This window comes from Streptomyces sp. NPDC048338 (genome assembly GCF_043201055.1).
In the GTDB taxonomy this organism is placed as follows: Bacteria; Actinomycetota; Actinomycetes; order Streptomycetales; family Streptomycetaceae; genus Streptomyces.
Genome location: NZ_JBICYQ010000004.1, coordinates 181,238 through 201,338 on the forward strand (window position 1 = coordinate 181,238; position 20,101 = coordinate 201,338).

The 20,101-nt window shown below is 75.4% G+C and carries 7 protein-coding genes and 1 pseudogene; 7 read left to right on the top strand and 1 reads right to left on the bottom strand.

From position 1 onward, the window contains the following. Positions 1 to 4 precede the first annotated feature (4 nt). The 7 genes and pseudogenes from ACGFZF_RS11185 (at position 5) to ACGFZF_RS11215 (ending at position 17,447) form a co-directional block, all read left to right on the top strand. Positions 5 to 6,892 (top strand): beta-ketoacyl synthase N-terminal-like domain-containing protein, encoded by a 6,888-nt coding sequence (locus ACGFZF_RS11185; RefSeq protein ID WP_393553233.1) that lies wholly within the window; start codon positions 5 to 7, stop codon positions 6,890 to 6,892. Between the two features lie 44 nt (positions 6,893 to 6,936). Beyond that, positions 6,937 to 10,842: pseudogene (locus ACGFZF_RS11190) on the top strand (type I polyketide synthase); the annotation flags it as partial. A 309-nt stretch (positions 10,843 to 11,151) separates the two neighbouring features. Further along, positions 11,152 to 11,985: a M55 family metallopeptidase gene (locus ACGFZF_RS11195; RefSeq protein ID WP_393553235.1), complete on the top strand. Its 834-nt coding sequence runs from the start codon at positions 11,152 to 11,154 to the stop codon at positions 11,983 to 11,985. Next, positions 11,978 to 13,333 carry a M20/M25/M40 family metallo-hydrolase gene (locus ACGFZF_RS11200; RefSeq protein WP_393553237.1) on the top strand — a complete coding sequence of 452 codons (1,356 nt, stop codon included), beginning with the start codon at positions 11,978 to 11,980 and terminating at the stop codon, positions 13,331 to 13,333. The genes ACGFZF_RS11195 and ACGFZF_RS11200 overlap by 8 nt, the downstream gene beginning before the upstream one ends. Positions 13,334 to 13,344: 11 nt before the next feature. Then, positions 13,345 to 15,336 carry a prolyl oligopeptidase family serine peptidase gene (locus ACGFZF_RS11205; protein ID WP_393553239.1) on the top strand — a complete coding sequence of 664 codons (1,992 nt, stop codon included), beginning with the start codon at positions 13,345 to 13,347 and terminating at the stop codon, positions 15,334 to 15,336. Next, positions 15,333 to 16,283 (top strand): LD-carboxypeptidase, encoded by a 951-nt coding sequence (locus tag ACGFZF_RS11210; RefSeq protein WP_393553241.1) that lies wholly within the window; start codon positions 15,333 to 15,335, stop codon positions 16,281 to 16,283. The genes ACGFZF_RS11205 and ACGFZF_RS11210 overlap by 4 nt, the downstream gene beginning before the upstream one ends. 78 nt (positions 16,284 to 16,361) lie before the next feature. Then, a complete protein-coding gene (locus ACGFZF_RS11215) occupies positions 16,362 to 17,447 on the top strand; it encodes a saccharopine dehydrogenase (protein WP_393553242.1) in 1,086 nt (361 codons plus the stop codon). 1,494 nt (positions 17,448 to 18,941) lie between these two features. Here the strand turns inward: ACGFZF_RS11215 and ACGFZF_RS11220 are convergent. Then, complete coding sequence (locus ACGFZF_RS11220; RefSeq protein ID WP_393553244.1) at positions 18,942 to 20,051, bottom strand: adenosine deaminase; 1,110 nt, start codon at positions 20,049 to 20,051, stop codon at positions 18,942 to 18,944. Between the last annotated feature and the right edge of the window lie 50 nt (positions 20,052 to 20,101).

Below are 20,101 nucleotides of genomic sequence, written 5' to 3' on the forward strand. Positions count from 1 at the left end.
GCGAGTGACGCAGGTCGAAGGCATCCGGCCACTTCCCGAAGTGCTGCGCGAGCACGCACTCGACCGACCGGACCAGGTCGCGTTCGCCGACGAGGAACGACAGGTCACCTACCGCCGGCTGGAGGAGCGCACGGCGCGCCTCGCCGGCCACCTCGCGGCGCACGGCCTCGGCCGCGGCGACCGGGTCGCGCTCCTCCTCGGCAACACCGTCGCGACGGTGGAGAGCTACCTCGCCGTCACCCGCGCCGCCGCGGTCGGCGTCCCGGTCAACCCGCAGTCCTCGGACGCCGAGCTGTCCCACCAACTCGACGACAGCGGGGCGCGGTTCGTCGTCACCGACGGATCCCACCTCGACCAGGTCACCCGGCTGCGGGCGGAGCGCCCCCACCTCACGGTCGTCCTCGCGCACGGCGAGCACCCCGGCGCCCTCTCCTTCGACGCACTCACCACGACGGAGCCCGCACAGGGCCCGCGGGACGATCTCGGGCTCGACGAGCCGGCCTGGATCCTGTACACCTCCGGCACCACGGGTCAGGCCAAGGGCGTGGTCTCCACCCAGCGCGGCTGCCTCTGGTCGGTCCACTCCTCCTACCGCGGCGTCCTCGGACTCGCCCCGGACGACCGGTTGCTGTGGCCGCTGCCGCTCTTCCACAGCCTCGCCCACATCCTCTGCGTCCTCGGTGTCACCGTCACCGGCGCCACCGCGCGCATCCTTCCGGGCTTCGGCGCCCGGGACGTCCTGGAGGCGCTGCGCGCCGAGCCGTACACCATGCTGCTCGGCGTCCCCTCGATGTACTTCCGGCTCCTCGACGCGGTCGAGGAGTCCGGCCGGCCGGTCCCGGACCTCCGGGTCTGCCTGGTGACCGGCGCCGCCACCGGTCCGGCACTGGCCGAGGCGGTCGAGCGGGTGCTCGGCGCGCCCCTGGTGAACAGCTACGGCAGCACCGAGACCTGTGGCGCGATCACCATGAGCCGCCCCGACTCCCCGCGGGTCCCCGGGAGCTGCGGCACCGTCGTGCCCGGCGCCGCGCTGCGGCTCGTCGACCCGCGCACCGGCCGTGAGGTGGCCCCCGGCGAGGAGGGGGAGGTGCTGGTCAAGAGCCCCGGTCTGCTGCTGGGTTACCACGGCCTGCCCGAGGAGACCGCCGCCGCGCTGCGGGACGGCTGGTACCGCACCGGAGACCTGGCCACCCGCGACGAGGAGGGCCGGCTGGCCGTCACCGGCCGCGTCAAGGAACTCATCATCAGGGCGGGCGAGAACATCCAGCCCGGCGAGATCGAGGCGGTGCTGCGGACCGTCCCGGGCGTCCGCGACGTCGCCGTGACGGGCCGCCCCGACGAGGCCCTGGGCGAGGTCCCCGTCGCCTACGTCGTCCCCGGGCCCGAGGGCTGGTCGCCGGCCGCCGCGATCGCGGTCTGCCGGGACCGGCTCAGCTACTTCAAGGTCCCGGTCGCGCTGTACGAGACCACCGCCCTGCCGCTCACCGGCTCGGGCAAGGTCAGCCGGCGGCGACTGCGCGAACTCCCGGCACGGCTGCGGGGCCTCGGCACGACGCATCACGACCGGCTGTGGGAGACGTGCTGGGAGCCGTGGCAGGGCCCGCGGCCGCGGCGGGACACCGACGAGGGCGGGCGGCGGGGGACCGGGGACGGCCCACCCGGCAGCGCGGTGCGCTGGGCCGTGATCGGCGGCCGGGAACCGGCGTTCGCCGAGGCCGTACGCCGCGCGGGCGGCACGACCACCGCCTTCGCGGACCTGCCGGCGGCGCGCGCCGCGGGGCCCTTCGGCGGATACCTCTGCGTCGCGCCGCCGGTGGCGGGCGGCGCCGGCGGAGGCGAGGCGGCCGACGGACCGGGCGGGCAGGACCGGCTCTCGGTCCTCGACCGGCTCACCGGCCTCGACGGGCCGGACGGGGCAGCCCCGTCCGGCGGCCGGGGCGGTGCGGACGGGTTCGGTGCCCTGGTCGGCTTCGCGGACCTCGGCGCGGCGGCGCCGGCGCCTCGCGTCGTCGTCCTCACCCGGGGCGCGGTGGCCGCCCGGTCCGGCGAGGTGCCGGATCCGTACGGCGCGGCCCTGCGCGCCTGGGCCCGCGCCCACGGCCGGTCCGGCGCCCCGCTCCTCGTCGATGTCGATGCCGATGCGGACACCCGTACCGATGCCGATGCGGACACCTCTGCCGATGCCGAGGCGGTGACGGTGCCGGCCGGGCACGAGGAGGACCCGCTCGTGGCGGCCTGGAGCACCGTGCTGGCCGGACCGGGCGAGGAGCGGGAGTTCGCCGTCCGCGGCGGACGGGTCCTCGTGCCGCGGCTGTCCCGGGTACGGGCGACGGACGAGGCCGGCGGGAACACGGGCGCCGCGCCCGGCACCGTGACCGGAGCGCAGCCCACCCGTGCCGGGGTCCGGCCGACGGGCCACCCGCAGGAGCCCGCCGGGTCCGTATCGACCGGCACCGTCCTCGTGACGGGCGCGGAGACCGCCCTCGCCCGCGTCCTCGCCACCCACCTCGTGGCCGGGCACGGCGCCCGCTCCCTGGCCCTCGCCGCCGACGACCGGGCCGCGGCGGACGACCTGGCCGCCGAACTGACCGGTCTGGGCGCCCGGGTGACGGTCCACACGGCCCCGCCCGACACCGCGGCCGGCGTCGCCGACCTGCTCGCGGCCGTCGGCGCGGACGGCCCGCTCGGCGCGGTCGTCCACCCCCTCACCGGACCCGGCGCCGCACGGACCGCGGCCCTGCTGCTCGCACGGACCGACGGGACCACGCCGGCCCCCCTCACCCTCTGCGGCACGCTCGGCGACGGGCCGGCCCACGCCGGCTCCCCGGCGGAGGCCGCGGCCGACGCGTACCTCGCGGCACTCGCCCAGGCCGCGCCCCACGCCACCTTCGTCGCCTTCGCCCCCGGAGCGGCGACGGAGGCGGGCACCGGCCCCCACCCCGAGCGGGTCGTCCCCGGAGCCGGCCCGCTCGACGCGCGCGAGACCGCCGACGCCTTCGACCTCGCCCGGTCGCTACGGTCCCCGGTCCTGGCCCTGCGCGTCGACCCGTGGCGGCTGCGCTCCGACGAGGGCGCCCCGCTGCGCGCCCTGCTGCGCGACCGCGCCCCCGGCGACACCGGTCCCGACGGGGCCGGGGACCTGCGGGCCCGGTTCGGCGAACTGCCCGCCAGGGCCCGGTCGAAGGCCCTGACCGACCTCGTACGCGAGGAGGCCGCGCACGCCCTCGGCCTCGACGGGGCGAGCGGGATCGACGCCGCGCTCGCCTTCACGCACCTGGGCCTCACCTCGCTCACCGCGGTCGCCCTGCGCGACCGGCTGGCGGCCCGCACCGGACTGCGGCTGCCCGTCACCCTCGCCTTCGACCATCCGACGCCGGCCGCCGTGGCGGAGGTGCTCGCCGCGGAACTCTTCGGCCGCCCGGCCGCCGGCGCGGCGCCCGCCCCGCGCCGCACGCCCGCCGCCGACCGGGACGACCCGATCGTGCTCGTCGGCATGAGCTGCCGCTACCCGGGCGGCGTCGCGTCGCCCGAGGACCTGTGGCGGCTCGTCGCCGAAGGGCGCGACGCCATCGGAGCGTTCCCGGCCGACCGCGGCTGGGACCTGGACCGGCTGCTCAGCGGTGACGGCACCGCCCCGGGCACCAGCGCCACCGGCCACGGCGGATTCCTCGACGCGCCGGGCGACTTCGACGCCGGCTTCTTCGGCATCAGCCCCCGCGAGGCGCTGGCCATGGACCCGCAGCAGCGCCTGCTCCTCGAAGTGGGCTGGGAGGCCCTCGAACGCGCCGGCATCGATCCACGGTCGCTGCGGCACACCGACACCGGCGTGTACGTCGGGCTGATGTTCCACGACTACGCCCGGAACCCCGGCGTCCTCCCCGAGGACCTCGAACGCCTCCTCGGCACCGGCACCGCCGGCAGCGTCGCCTCCGGACGCCTCGCGTACACCCTCGGCCTCAGCGGCCCCGCCCTCACCGTCGACACGGCCTGCTCCTCCTCGCTCGTCGCCCTCCATCTGGCCGCCCAGGCACTGCGGCGCGGCGAGTGCTCGCTGGCCCTGGCCGGCGGTGTCGCGGTGATGGCGACCCCGAGCACCTTCGTGGAGTTCAGCCGTCAGCACGGACTGGCCGGCGACGGACGGTGCAAGGCCTTCGGCGCCGACGCCGACGGCACGGGCTGGTCCGAGGGCGTCGGCGCCGTCGTCCTGGAACGCCTCTCCGACGCGCGCCGCCACCACCACCCCGTCCTTGCCGTCCTGCGGGGCAGCGCGATCAACCAGGACGGCGCGAGCAACGGCCTGACCGCCCCGAGCGGACCGGCCCAGCAGCAGGTCATCCGGCGGGCCCTGGCCGACGCCGGACTGTCCCCGGCCGACGTGCACGCCGTCGAGGCCCACGGCACGGGCACCGTGCTCGGCGACCCCATCGAGGCGAACGCGCTCCTCGCGACGTACGGCAGGGACCGCGACCCCGCCCGCCCGCTGCTCCTCGGGTCGCTCAAGTCCAACATCGGCCATGCCCAGTCGGCGGCCGGGATCGGCGGCGTCATCAAGATGGTGGAGGCCATCCGGCGCGGCGAACTGCCCCGCACCCTGCACGCCGACCGTCCGACGGAGGCGGTCGACTGGGACGCGGGCGCCGTGCGCCTCCTCCGCGAGCACACCGCCTGGCCCGCGACCGAAGGACGGCGCCGCGCCGCGGTGTCCTCCTTCGGCGTCAGCGGCACCAACGCCCACCTCATCCTGGAACAGGCCCCGGACGTCCCCGAGCGGCCGTCCGCCGAGTCGCCCGCGCCGCCTTCCGCGCCCTCCGCACCCGGAGCCGGCCCGCGCACCGCCGGACCCGCCGTGCCGGTGGTGCTGTCGGCCCGGACCGCGACCGCGCTGCGCACCCGCGCCGCGCACCTCCTCGACCGTCTGCGCGCGGACCCGGAGCTCACGGTCCCCGACCTGGCCGCCGCGCTGGCCACCACCCGTACGTCCTTCCCGCGGCGGGCCGCCTTCGTCGTGACCGGACGGGCGGATCTGGAACGCCGGCTCACCGCACTCGCCGCCGGCGAGGCCAAGGGCGGCGAGGGCGCCGAGCCGGCGTCGGGCGGGCTCGCGCTCGCCTTCACCGGTCAGGGCAGCCAGCGACCCGGTATGGGAAAGGAGTCGTACGACGCCCACCCCGTCTTCGCCGAGGCGCTCGACGCGGCCTGCGCAGCACTCGACGCGCATCTGGAACGGCCTCTGCGGGAGGTGATGTGGGCCGCCGAGGGCACCCCGGAGGCGGCCCTGCTGGACCGGACCGACTTCACCCAGCCCGCGCTGTTCGCCCTGGAGACGGCGCTCTTCCGACTCGTCGAGTCCTGGGGGATCCTGCCCGACCTGGTCCTCGGTCACTCCGTCGGCGGACTGACCGCGGCGCACGCGGCCGGCGTGCTGTCGCTGCCGGACGCGGCCTCGCTCGTCGCCGCACGCGGCCGGCTGATGGCGGCCCTGCCCGCCGGCGGCGCCATGGCGGCACTGGAGGCGACCGAGGAGGAGGTCCGCGCGGCCCTCGCCGCGACGGCCGCGACCGGGTCCGCCGCGAACGGCGGGCTCGCCGAGATCGCCGCGGTCAACGGGCCGCGCGCCGTCGTGGTCTCCGGCGACGAGGACGCGGTCGACGCGGTCGCCGCCGGGTTCCGGGCCCGGGGACGGCGGGCCACCCGGTTGCGGGTCAGCCACGCCTTCCACTCACGTCACATGGAACCGATGCTGGACGACTTCCGGGCGGTGGCACGCACGGTCACGTTCCGGCCGCCGCTCGTCCCCGTGGTCTCCGACGTGACCGGCCGGCCCGCCGAACCGGCCGAGCTGCGGTCGCCCGACTACTGGGTCCGGCACGCCCGCGAGGCGGTCCGCTTCGTCGACGCCGTGCGCGCGCTGCCGGCGACGGGGATCGGCGCGCTCCTGGAGATCGGGCCCGACGCCGTACTGACCGCGATGGCGCGCGACTGCGCCACCGAGGACGAACTGGTCCCGTGCGGGGGGCTCCGCCGGGGCCGCCCCGAGGTCCGCGCGCTGCTCGACGCGGTGGCCAGGGCCCACACGCACGGCGTACCGGTCGACTGGACGGCGTACTTCGGCGGCCGCCCGGCACGGCCGGTGGACCTGCCCGTCTACCCCTTCGAGCACCGGCGGTACTGGCTCGCCTCGCTGCCGGCGCCCGGACCCGACGGCACCCCGCCCGCCGCTCCGCCGGCGGCCGGCACCGCCGGTGCACCCCCCGTCGGGAGCGACGCCGCGGCGGACACCCCGCCCGACGCCGTGGCACCGGCCGCCCGGCTGCGGGCCGCGCTGACGGCCCTCCCCGAGGACCGGCGCGAGCGCCGGCTGCTCGACCTCGTCCGTACGGAGATCGCCGATGTCGCGGGCTTCGAGGGGCCCGAGGACGTCGAGGTCCGGCGCAGCATGAAGGACCTGGGACTGGACTCCGTGTCCGCCGTGGAGCTGCGCAACCGGCTGGCCGCCGGCACCGGCGTGGACCTGCCCGCCTCCCTGGCGTTCGACCACCCGACCGCGGCCGCGATGGCCCGGCATCTGCTCGGCGCGCTCCGGCCGGTCCTCGACGGCGGGGGTTCCGGCGACGGCGAGGGAGGGGGCACGGCCGACGGCCCGCGCACCGTCTTCGGTGAACTCGCCCGGTTCGAGGCCGCCGTCGAGGCGGAGCGCCTCGACGGCGCCGCCCGCGACCGGATCGCCGCCCGTCTGCGCGCGCTGACCGAACGACTCGTCGACGGCCCGCCGAGGCTCGTGGACAGCGCCGAGGGCATGGCCGAGATGGATCTCGACGCACTGATCGGGGCGGCCACGGCCGACCAGCTCTTCGACCTCATCGACAACGAACTGAAGGGGGACGTCACGTGACGGGCACCGAGGAGAAGCTGGTCGGCTACCTGAAGAAGGTCACCGCCGAGCTGCACGAGACCCGTCGCCGGCTGCAGCGGGCCGAGTCGGCGAGCCACGAGCCGATCGCGGTCATCGGCATGGCCTGCCGCTACCCGGGCGGCGTCCGCTCCCCCGAGGACCTGTGGCGGCTCGTGCTGGAGGAGCGCGACGCCGTCTCCGGCTTTCCGACGAACCGGGGCTGGGACATCGACGGCATCTACCACCCCGACCCCGACCGGCCGGGCACCTGCTACGCCCGCCACGGCGGCTTCCTGCACGACGCGGCCCTGTTCGACCCGGAGTTCTTCGGGGTGTCGCCGCGCGAGGCCCTCGCGATGGACCCGCAGCAGCGGCTCCTGCTGGAGACCTCCTGGGAGGCGTTCGAACGCGCCGGGATCGATCCGACGTCGCTGCGCGGCAGCGACACCGGCGTCTTCACGGGCGTGGTGCACCACGACTACGCCACCCAGCAGGTGCCCGAGTCCGTCGAGCCGTACCTCGTCACCGGGCTCTCCGGCGGCGTGGCCTCCGGCCGGATCTCGTACACCCTCGGCTTCGAGGGGCCGGCGGTGACCCTGGACACGGCGTGCTCGTCCTCGCTGGTCGCCCTGCACGCGGCGGCGCAGGCACTGCGCGCCGGCGAGTGCGGGCTCGCGCTGGCCGGCGGCGTCACGGTCATGGCCACACCCCGTGCCTTCCTCTCCTTCAGCCGGCAGCGCGGACTGTCCCCCGACGGTCGGTGCAAGGCGTTCGGGGCCGGCGCCGACGGCACCGGCTGGGCCGAGGGCGCCGGCATGCTCCTCGTGGAGCGGCTCTCCGACGCCCGGCGCAACGGCCACCCCGTCCTCGCGCTGATGCGGGGCGTGGCGGTCAACCAGGACGGCGCCTCGAACGGCCTCTCCGCGCCGAACGGCCCCTCGCAGCAGCGGGTGATCCGCAAGGCCCTGGCCCACGCGGGCCTGTCCGCGCGGGACGTGGACGTCGTGGAGGGCCACGGCACCGGGACCAGGCTCGGCGACCCGATCGAGGCCCAGGCCCTGCTGGCCACGTACGGGCAGGAGCGCGACCCCGGGCAGCCGCTCCGCCTCGGTTCGATGAAGTCGAACGTCGGCCACACCCAGGCCGCCGCCGGAGTGGGCGGCGTGATCAAGATGGTGGAGGCGATGCGCCACGGCATCATGCCGCGCACACTCCACGCGGAGGAGCCCTCACCGCACGTCGACTGGTCCGCGGGAGCCGTCGAACTCCTGACGGAGCGCCGCGACTGGCCCCGCACGGACCGGCCGCGCCGGGCCGCCGTCTCCTCCTTCGGGATCAGCGGCACGAACGCGCACGTGATCCTGGAGGAGGCCCCCGACGAGGACACCGCCCCGCGGCCGGACACGGCCCCCGCGGCCCTCGTGCCCTGGCCGCTGTCCGCCCGGGACCCGCAGGCCCTGCACGAGCGGATCTCCGCGCTGCGCGCCTACGCCGAGGACGCGCCGGCCGACCCGGCGGACGTCGGCGCCTCGCTCGCCCGGCGCGCCGTCTTCCGGCACCGGGCGGTGCTGCTCGGTGCCGGCGCCGACCGGACCGTGGTCGGCGGCGTCGCCACGCCCGGCGCCACCGCCGTGCTCTTCTCCGGCCAGGGCAGCCAACGCTCCGGTATGGGAAAGGAGTTGTACGAGACCTACCCGGTGTTCGCGCGCTCCTTCGACGAGATCGCCGAGCTGACCGGGATGCCGCTCAAGGACCTGGTCTTCGCGGCGGACCCCGAGGGCGCACTCGACCGGACCGGCAACGCCCAGGTCGCCCTGTTCGCCGTCGAGGTCTCGCTCTTCCGGCTCGTCCGGTCCCTGGGCGTCGAGGTCGCCGCCGTGGTCGGCCACTCCGTCGGCGAGGTCGCCGCCGCACACGTCGCCGGCGTCCTGAACCTCGCGGACGCCTGCCGCCTGGTGGAGGCCCGCGGCCGGCTGATGCAGCAACTGCCGCCCGGGGGAGCCATGGTGGCGGTCGAACGCTCCGAGTCCGAGGTGACGGCCGAGCTCGACGGGCTCGCGGCCCGGGTCGCGATCGCGGCCGTCAACGGCTCGGCGTCCGTCGTGGTGTCGGGCGAGGAGGACGCCGTCCTGGCGCTCATGGAGAGCTGGCGCGCCCGGGGCCTGCGGACCACACGCCTGAAGGTCAGCCACGCCTTCCACTCGCCGCTGATGGATCCGATGCTGGAGGAGTTCCGTGATGTCGTGGCAGGGCTGGAACTGCGGGAACCGACGATGGCGGGACTCCCCGCCGAGGTCGTGGACCCCGAGCACTGGGTACGGCACGTCCGGCAGCCGGTGCGCTTCGCGGAGTCCGTGGAACGCGCCCGGGCCCACGGCGCGGTGCGCTGGCTGGAGGTGGGGCCCGGCGGGGTGCTGAGCGCACTCGCCCAGAAGATCGTCCCCGAGGCCGACGACCAGGTGTTCGCCGCCGCACTGCGCACCGGCCGCCCCGAGACGGAGTCGTTCCTCACGGCTCTGGCCCGCCTCCACGTCGACGGCGGGACGGTGGACTGGACCCGGCTGACCGAGGGCCGCGCCACCCTGACGGACGTGCCCACCTACCCCTTCCAGCGGCAGCACTACTGGCTGGAGGACCCGCCCGGACCCACCGTCCTCGGCTCCCCCTCGGCCCCGGCCGCCGCCGCCCGTCCCGGCACGCCCGCCGCGACGCGCGAGGCCGTGGAGACCGCGCCCGCCCCCGAGGGGTCCGCCCCCGCCCCCGAGGCGTCCGCTCCGGCCGACGACGGCGCCGACAGCACGGTCCGGCGCCGGCTCGCCGGCCTCACCGGGACGGAGCGCACCGACGCCCTGCGCGAACTCCTGCGCGCCGAAGCCTCGGAGACCCTCGGCCACTCCTCACCCACGACCGTCACCGCCGACCGCTCCTTCCAGGAACTGGGCTTCGACTCGCTCACCGCGATCGAGCTGCGCAACCGGCTCGGCGGAACGCTCGGCCTGCGCCTGCCCCGTACCGTCGTCTTCGACCACCCCGACCTGGACGCGCTCACGGCGTTCGTCGAGGGACGGCTGGACGAGACCGGCGCCGCCGTCCCGCGCGGCGCGCTCGACCCGGACCGGCCGGACGCGGAGGAGGGAGCGGGGCTGCTCACCGAGCTCTTCTGGCAGGCGGCCGGCGACGGACGGCTGAACGAGGCCGGTGTGATGATCGAGGCCGCCGCGCTGATGCGCAGGAGCTTCACGCATCCCGCAGAAGCGGGCACGAAACCCGCCCCGGTCTGGTTCGGCCGCCGCGGCACCCGGCCCACCGTGGTCTGCCTGCCCGCATTCAGCGCGATCTCCGGACCCCACGTGTACGCCCGGTTCGCCACCGGCTTCAGCGAGACCTGGCGGCTCGCCGCCCTGCCCCACCCCGGCTTCGCGTCCGGCGAGCCGCTGCCGGCCACGGTCGAGGCCCTGGCCGAACTGCACGCCCAGGCGGTGCTCGACGCCGCGCAGGGCGCCCCGGTGCTGCTCGTCGGCCGGTCCGCCGGCGGCTGGGTGGCCCACGCGATCGCGGACGCGCTGGAGCGCCGGCACGCCGTACCCGCCGGCGTGGCCCTCCTCGACACCCCCGCCTGCGCGGACGATCCGCGCGGCCGGGACGTGATGGTCCGGGGCATGCTGGAGCGCGAGAGCAGGCTCGTCTCGCTCGACGACCACCGGCTCACCGCCATGGGCGCGTACGCCCGCCTCTTCCGGCAGTGGAAACCCCAGCCGATCAGCGCGCCCACCCTGCTCGTGCACGCGGCCGCGGCGTACGGCGAGACCGAGGAGCGGATCGCCTCCTGGCACCTTCCGCACGAGGTGGCGGAGGTCACCGGCGACCACTTCACGATGCTGGAGGACCACTCCGTCACCACGGCCGAGGCGGTCGAGCGCTGGGCGAGCTCCCTGCTGCCGCTCACCTGACGGTCACCGGACCCGGCGGGGACGGCGCCGCCGGGCCGGGGCGCCCCCCACCGCCCCGGCCGCCCCGCCCGTCGCCACGCGGCACGACCCCTCGCGGGTCGTGCCGCGCCGTGTGCGCGCACCGCCACCGGACTGGACCTCTGAACCTGTCGACGGTTCTGGCCTGGCCGTTCGTCAGCGCGTAACGTGACGCCGCATGAGCATGGACGTCGCCGTGCGCCGCCCCCGCGGCTCGGGGGAGCCGGGCATGCCCGGCCGTCGCCCCGCCCGGCGCTCCGTGCCCGGGCCCTGCGACGAACCAGGAGAGTCGTGAAGATCCTGATCAGCGCCGACATGGAAGGCGCCACCGGAGTCACCTGGCCCGCCGACGTGCTGCCCGGCACCCCCCAGTGGGAGCGGTGCCGCTCCCTGTTCACCTCGGACGTGAACGCGGCGGCGCTCGGCTTCTTCGACGGCGGTGCCACCGAGGTGGTCGTCAACGAGGCGCACTGGACCATGCGCAACCTCCTCCTGGAACAGCTCGACGAACGCGTCGAGATGCTCACCGGACGGCACAAGTCGCTCTCCATGGTCGAAGGCGTGCAGCACGGCGACGTCGACGGCATCGCGTTCGTCGGATACCACACCGGCGCCGGCACCGAGGGCGTCCTCGCCCACACCTATCTCGCCAACTCCATCACCGGGGTGTGGCTCGACGGCGAGCAGGCGAGCGAGGGCCTGCTCAACGCCCATGTCGTCGCCGAGTACGGAGTGCCGGTCGTCCTCGTCACCGGCGACGACCTGACCTGCGAGGACGCGCTCGGATACGCGCCCGGGGCACACAAGGTCGCCGTGAAGGACCACGTGTCGAGGTACGCCGCGGTCTGCCGCACCCCGAAGCGGACCGCGGCCGAGATCCGCTCCGCGGCCAAGGCGGCGACCGCCCTCGCCGTACGCCACGAGCCGGTGCGCGGCGGTCCGTTCACCGTGGAGCTGGAGTTCGACGCCGAGCACCTGGCGGCCGCCGCCACGGTGGTGCCCGGCGTGGCGCGCGGCGGAGAACGCCGGGTCGCCTACACCGGCGCGACCATGTACGAGAGCATTCGCACGTTCAAAGCGGTCACGACCATCGTCTCGGCCGCGGTGGAGGAGCAGTATGGCTGAGTCGCTCACGCAGACGGACCGGACACCCACGGCGGTCGACGGCACGGCGCTCGACGAGGTGGTGACCTTCACCTCCGAGCTGATCGGGATCGACACCACGAACCGGGGCGGCGGAGACTGCCGCGAACGCCCCGCCGCCGAGTACGTCGCCGAACGCCTCGCCGCCGCCGGCCTGGAGCCCGTCCTCCTGGAGCGGACGCCGGGCCGCACCAACGTGGTGGCCAGGATCGAGGGCACCGACCCGTCCGCCGACGCCCTCCTCGTCCACGGCCACCTCGACGTGGTCCCCGCCGAGCCCGCCGACTGGACGGTGCACCCCTTCTCCGGCGAGGTCCGCGACGGAGTGGTCTGGGGGCGCGGAGCCGTCGACATGAAGAACATGGACGCGATGGTCCTCGCCGTCGCCCGCTCATGGGCCCGCCGGGGCGTCCGGCCCCGCCGCGACATCGTCATCGCCTACACCGCCGACGAGGAGGCCAGCGCCGAGGACGGCTCCGGCTTCCTCGCCGACCACCACCCCGGCCTCTTCGAGGGCTGCACCGAAGGCATCAGCGAATCCGGGGCGTTCAGCTTCCACCCGGAGCCCGGCATGACGCTCTACCCGATCGCGGCCGGCGAGCGGGGCACCGCCTGGCTCAAGCTCACCGCCCACGGCCGCGCCGGCCACGGCTCGAAGGTGAACACCGCCAACGCCGTCACCCGGCTCGCCGCCGCCGTCGCCCGCATCGGCGCCCACACCTGGCCCGTCCGCCTCACCCCGACCGTCCGCGCCGCACTCCGCGAACTCGCCGCGCTGTACGGCGTCGAGACCGACGTGAGCGCTCCCGGCCTCGACGTCGACGCGCTCCTCGCCGAGCTCGGCCCGGCCGCCGCCATCGTCGAACCGACCGTCCGCAACAGCGCCAACCCGACCATGCTGGAAGCCGGTTACAAGGTCAACGTGATCCCCGGGCACGCCGTCGCGTACGTCGACGGACGGATGCTCCCCGGCTGCGACGAGGAGTTCGTCGCCACCATGGACCGGCTCACCGGCCCCGACGTCGCCTGGGAGTTCCACCACCGCGAGGTCGCCCTGGAAGCACCGGTCGACTCACCGACCTTCGCCAGACTCCGGGCCGCCGTCGAGCGCTTCGACCCGGACGGGCACGTCGTCCCCTTCACCATGTCCGGCGGCACCGACGCCAAGCAGTTCTCCCGCCTCGGCATCACCGGCTACGGCTTCTCGCCGCTCAAACTGCCCCCGGACCTGGACTACGCCGCCCTGTTCCACGGCGTCGACGAGCGCGTCCCCGTGGACGCCCTCCACTTCGGCGTGCGCGTACTCGACCACTATCTGCAGTCCGCCTAGGGGGAGTCGACATGGTACCCACCGGCCGCTACGGCAGCTGGCCGTCACCGATCGGCGCCGCGCTCGCCGCCTCGCACGACGGACGACCCGAGTACGTCGGCACCGTCGGCGACGAGGTGTGGTGGACCGCACCGCGCCCCTCCGAAGGCGGCCGGCGCGCCCTGATCCGCCGCACGGCCGACGGCACGGAGGAGTCGGTGCTGCCCGCCCCCTGGAACGTCCGCAGCCGGGTCGTCGAATACGGCGGACAGCCCTGGGCCGGCCGGGCCCGCCGGGACGACGGCCCCCTCGTCGTCTTCAGCCACCTCCCCGACCAGCGGCTCTACGCCTACGAGCCCGACCATGCCGGCGACGGCCCGCCGGAACCCCGCCCCCTCACCCCCGTCTCGGACACCGGCGGCGGCCTGCGCTGGGCCGACCCCGTGATCCACCCCGACCGCGACGAGGTCTGGTGCGTCCTGGAGGAGTTCACCGGCCCCGCGCCCACCGACGTCCGCCGGGTCATCGCCGCCGTACCGCTGGACGGCTCGGCGGCCGACGACCGCTCCGCCGTGCGGGAACTCTCCGACGGACGGCACCGCTTCGTCACCGGACCCCGGCTCTCCCCGGACGGCCGGCAGGTCGCCTGGATCGCCTGGGACCACCCCCGGATGCCCTGGGACGGCACCGAGGTGCTGCTCGCCGACGTCACCCCCGACGGCGCCTTCACCGACGCGCGGACCGTCGCCGGCGGGCCCGAGGAGTCGATCCCCCAGGTCGGCTGGACCGCCGACGGCCGCCTCCTGCACGTCAGCGACCGCAGCGGCTGGTGGAACCTCTACCGCACCTCCGCCGACGGGGAGACCCTCCCGCTCTGCCCGCGGCCCGAGGAGTTCGGCGGCCCGCTGTGGAAGATCGGCCACTGCTGGTTCCAGCCGCTGGACGACGGCCTGGTCGCCGTCATCCACGGCAAGGGCGCCACCGCCCTCGGGATACTGGACCCGCAGAGCGGCGAACTCGTCGACGCCGCCGGCCCCTGGACCGAATGGGCCCCCACCCTCGCCGTACGCGGCACCCGGGTCGTCGGCGTCGCGGCCAGCCCCCGCAGCGCCTACGAGGTCGTCGAACTGGACACCCGCACCGGCCGGACGCGGATCGTCGGCTCGCCCCACGACGACCCCGTCGACCCCTCGTACTACCCCGAACCCCTGATCCGCACCTTCCACGGACCCGACGACCGCGAGATCCACGCGCACGTCTACCCCCCGCACAACCCGGACCGCATCGCCCCCGACGACGAACTGCCGCCCTACGTGGTGTGGGCCCACGGCGGGCCGACCGGGCACGCCCCGCTCGTCCTGGACCTGGGAATCGCCTACTTCACCTCCCGGGGCATCGGCGTCGCCGAGGTCAACTACGGCGGTTCGACGGGCTACGGCCGGGAGTACCGCGAACGGCTCCGCGAGCAGTGGGGCGTCGTCGACGTCGAGGACTGCGCGGCCGTCGCCGAGGCCCTCGCCGCCGAAGGCACCGCCGACCCGGACCGGCTGGCCATCCGCGGCGGCAGCGCCGGCGGCTGGACCACGGCCGCCTCGCTGGTCACCAGCGACCTCTACGCCTGCGGCACGATCATCTACCCCATCCTCGACCTGCTCGGCTGGGCCACCGACGAGACCCACGACTTCGAGTCCCGCTACCTCGACTCCCTGATCGGACCGGTCGACGAGGTGCCCGCCCGCTACCGCGAACGCTCGCCCATCGACCACGTCGACCGGATCACGGCCCCCTTCCTGCTGCTCCAGGGCCTCGACGACGTCATCTGCCCACCCGCCCAGAGCGAGCGGTTCCTCGCCCGGATGGCCGGCCGGGGCATCCCGCACGCGTACATCGCCTTCGAGGGCGAGAGCCACGGCTTCCGGCTGGCCGACACCCTGATCCGCGCCCTGGAGGCCGAACTCTCCCTCTACGCGCAGACCTTCGGCATCGAACGGACCGACGTCCCCCGCCTGGAGCTGCGGAAATGACGCGGAACCCGGCGGACAGGCTCCGCCCCCTGACCCGGCCCCCACGGCTGCGCGCCGGCGACCGCGTCGCCGTCGTCGCACCCAGCGGACCGATCCCCGAGGAGCGCCTCGCGGCAGGTCTCGACATCCTGCGCGGCTGGGACCTCCAGCCCGTGGTCGCCCCCCACGTCCTGGACCGGCACCCGCGCTTCGACTACCTCGCCGGCACCGACGAGGCACGGGCCCGCGACCTCCAGGAAGCGTGGTGCGACCCCACCGTGGCCGCCGTCCTGTGCGCCCGCGGCGGCTACGGCGCCCAGCGCATGGTGGACCTCCTCGACTGGCGGGCGATCCGCGCGGCCGGCCCCAAGGTGCTGGTCGGCTACAGCGACGTCACCGCCCTGCACGAGGCGTTCGCCGTCCGCGCGGGACTGGTCACCCTGCACGGCCCGATGGTCGCCGCGGCCACCTTCCTGAAGGACCCCCGCACGCAGGAATCCCTCCGGGCCACGCTCTTCGAGCCCGAGTCCGTCCGGACACTCGCCCCGGCGACGGCCCGGACGATGGCGCCGGGACGGGCCCACGGCGTCACCCTCGGCGGCTGCGTCAGCCTCCTCGCCGCCGACATCGGCACCCCGCACGCCCGCCCCACCACACGAGGCGGCCTGCTCCTCCTGGAGGACGTGGGAGAGGAGGCGTACCGGCTCGACCGGATCCTCACCCAGCTGCTGCGCTCCGGCCTGCTCGACGGGGTCGCGGGCATCGCCCTCGGCTCCTGGGAGGAATGCGGGCCCTACGAGGACGTCCGGGCGGTCCTCGCCGACCGGCTGACCCCGCTGGGCGTGCCGGTGGTGGAGGAGCTGGGCTTCGGGCACAGCGCCACGGCCCTGACCGTACCCCTCGGGGTGCCCGGCGTGCTGGACGCGGACGCCCGCACGCTCACGCTGGACGAGCCCGCGCTCGCCTGACCACATCCCGGGCCTCCTGTCGCGCGGGCGGGTCACAGGTGCTTCCCTCGTAGGAGGGAGGCTGGAGGTGCTCGTGCCATGCGCTGGTGGATGCGGCACGAAGCGAGGCAGTCCGAGCGGCGCGCCCCGATCGTTCCCGAGGACGCACGGCGGCTGATCGACGCGGGGTTCGACCTGGTGGTGGAGACATCGTCCCGGCGCGCCTTCCCCGCCCGGGAGTACGCGGCCGCCGGCTGCCGCGTCGTACCCCCCGGAAGCTGGACCAAGGCACCGCCGGGGGACTGGGTGCTCGGGCTGGGCGAGCCGCCCGCGGAACCGTGGCCCCTGCGCCACCGGCACGTCTTCTTCGGGCACGCCTACCAGGGCCGGCCCGCCGGCGCCGCCCTGCTGGAGCGCTTCGCGGCGGGCGGCGGGGAACTGCTCGACCTGGAGCACCTGGTCGACGGCAAGGGCGCACGCCTCGCCGCCTTCGGCTACTGGGCGGGCTACGCGGGCGCCGCCCTGGCCGTCCTCCACCGCGCCGGGCTGCTCACCGTGCCCGTGGGCCCGCTGTCCCGGCCGGAACTGGACGCGAGCCTGCAGCTCTGCCGGCGGTCCTCCCGCGCGGGACGCGCCGTGAGCGGGGGAGCCGTCAGCGTGCTGGTCACCGGGGCGGACGGCCGCTGCGGGCGAGGAGCCCGGGACGCCCTCGCCGAGGCGGACGTCGACACGACCGGCTGGGGGCCACGGGACACCGCGCCCCTGCCGCGGGGGCGGCTGCTCGCCCACGACGTACTGATCCACGCGATCGGCCCCGACCACCCGGTCCCGCCCTTCCTGACCAGGGCGGACCTGGGCGTGCCGGGACGCAGGCTGTCCCTGCTGTGCGACGTCAGCTGCGACCTCGGCTCGCCCTTCGACGCGGTACCGGTCTACGACCGGCTCACCGACTGGGAGCGGCCCGTCCGGCGGCTGCCCGGCACGGGACGCCCGCTGGACGTGATCGCCATCGACAACCTGGCCACGCTGCTGCCCGTCGAGTCGAGCCGTGACTTCTCCGCGGCGCTCACGCCGCACCTGCTCGCGCTCGCCACCGGGACGACGAGCGGGCAGGAGCCCTGGGAACGGAGCCAGAACGCCTTCCGCCGGGCAACGGCGGCACGCGCGGCCCGCCGGGTCGCGTGAGGGGGGCTTGAGGACGGGGCGGTCTTGGGGGCGGGGGGCTTTTGGGGTCTTGGGGCGGGCCGGTCTTGGAGGGTGCGGGTTTTGGTGCCTTGGGGCCGGGGCTCTTGTCGGCTTCTGGTGGTTGGCCGCCCTCTCTCCGAGTGTGGCAGCCGGGTCCGTGCCCTCAAGGGCGCTCCTCGTTCCTCGTCGCGTCGCTGCGCGATGGGCTGCGCCCACCCTTGACCGCCCGGTCCCGGCTGCCTTTTCACACTCGGAGGGCGGCCCGGGGGAGGGGCATCCGCTCCGGGGCCCGGTGCCTCTCGGGCGCCGTAGGCGGCCGTCTGGTCCGGGGGTGGCTTCCCGCATTCATTGAATGGGGTGACCCGGCAGTGCTTAGCGGGTGCCACTCGTCTCTCGGCTGGGATTCATGCCCCGCTGGTCATTCTCCGGTGGGGGTGAAGCCGAATCTGCAGCCAACATTGCCAGGACGGGCCAGGGCCAGGGGCAGGGGTCGCGCGGGGTGGCAGGCCGGGTGGGTCCCATCCGTCACGCCCGTCCCATCGCCCGTCGGTATTCGACCGTGCAATGACGCTACGGCGTACATTAAGCCTCCCGAGAGTCCGAAATGACCCGTGAAGTCCCATATCCCATCCAGTTACCGCGAGTAATGTACGCGCTAGCGTCATTCGGGATGACTCCGCCTGCCGGGATGGACCCGACCGGGTGGAGGAGGCCCGCCCGGGTCGGCAACCATCCCAAGGGCTCTTGGATTCGGCTTCACCCACCACCGGAGAATGACCAGCGGGGCATGAATCCCCGCCAGGAATCGAGTCGCATCCGCTAAGCCGTGCCCGACTGCCCCATTCAATGGCTGCGCTGAACCCCCCCCGGACCCGACGCGGGCCGACGGCGCTGCGCGCCCCCGGCCCCCCGCCCTGGGCCCCCTCCCCGGGCCGCCCTCCGAGTGTGAAAAGGCGGGTGAAGGCGACGGGTCAAGGGTGGGCGCAGCCCATCGCGCAGCGACGCGACGAAGGAGCGCCCTTGATGCGGCGCCGTAACCCGCCACACTCGGAGAGAGGGCGGCCAACCACCAGAAGTCACCGAAGACCGGCCCGCCCCAAGCCCCCAGGCCCCACCCGCAAGGCCCTGTGCCGCCGTCGGTGCCTCGCCCCTCGTCGGCCCTTTCCGTCCGTGCCTCGCCCCGCTGCCGCCCGACCGACCGTTGCCCCTGCCAGCCGCTCCCGCTGCCAGCCGCTCCCGCTGTCGCCCGGCCCGCTGTCGCCCGGCCCGCTGTCGCCGCGCCCCGTCGCCCGGCCTGCCTTCGCCCCGCCCCCCCCGCCCCCTGCCTTCGCCCCGCCCCCGCCCGGCGCCCGCCCCGTGCCGGCCGCCGGGCGAGGCCGGTGCGGATCCCTTCGTCCCGACAGGACCCCTGCCGGGACGAAGGGATCCACGCCCCCGCCGCAGGATCTCGCCCCGCTGGGATCTCGCCCCCGCTGGGATCTCGCCCTGCCGGACCTACGCCGAGGCCAGGCTCGCGTAGCCCGGGCGGACGATCTCGGCGATCAGGCGGCGGCGCTCGGGCAGCGGCAGGAACGCGGCGTCGAGGGCGGCGACCGTGAACTCCTCGAAGATCTCGGGGCCGTAGCCGAACGCGTCCGCCATGTGCTGGAACTCCTCGCTCATGGTCGTGCCGGAGACCAGCCGGTTGTCCGTGTTGAGGGTGATCCGGAAGCCGAGCCGGCGCAGCTCCTCGATCGGGTGCGAGGCGTAGTCCTTGGCCGCGCCCGTCTGGAGGTTGGAGGTCGGGCAGACCTCCAGTGCGATGCGGTTGTCCCGGACGTACGCGGCCAGGTCGCCGAGCGTCCCGTCCTCGCCGATGTCGTCGGTGATCCGCACGCCGTGGCCGATCCGCTCCGTGCCGCAGACCTGCACGGCCTCGTGGATCGACTCCGCGCCGACGGCCTCGCCGGCGTGGATGGTGAAGTGGCAGTTGTGCCGCTTCAGGTGCTGGAACGCCGGCAGGTGGCGGGCCGGCGGGTTGCCGACCTCGCCGCCCGCGATGTCGAAGCCGGCCACCCCGTTCTCGCGGTGGGCGACCGTGAGCTGCGCGATCTCCAGCGAGCGGTCGGTGTGGCGCATGCCGGTGAGCAGCGTGCGGACGGTGATCCGGCCGCCGGCGCGGCGCTCGCCCTCGCGGAAGCCGTCGTTCACGGCCTCGACCACCTCGTCGAGGGTCAGCCCGCCGTCCAGGTGCTGCTCGGGGGCGTAGCGGATCTCGGCGTAGACGACCCCGTCGGCCGCCAGGTCCTCGGCGCACTCGGCCGCGATCCGGAACAGCGCCTCGCGGGTCTGCATGACCGCGCAGGTGTGGGCGAAGGTCTCCAGGTACCGCTCCAGCGAACCGGAGTCGGCGGCGTCCCGGAACCAGACCGCGAGCGCGGCCGGGTCCTCGGTCGGCAGCGCGGTGTAGCCGCAGGCGCGCGCCAGCTCGACGATCGTGGTGGGACGCAGGCCGCCGTCGAGGTGGTCGTGGAGGACGGCCTTGGGAGCACGCCGGATCCACTCGGCCACGGGGGTGCGGGCAGGGGTCTCGGCAGCGGTGGCAGAGTTGTCAGACAAGTGCATGGCGCGGAAGTGTACGCCACGGGGAGCCCCCGCGGCTGTGACGGTCCCGA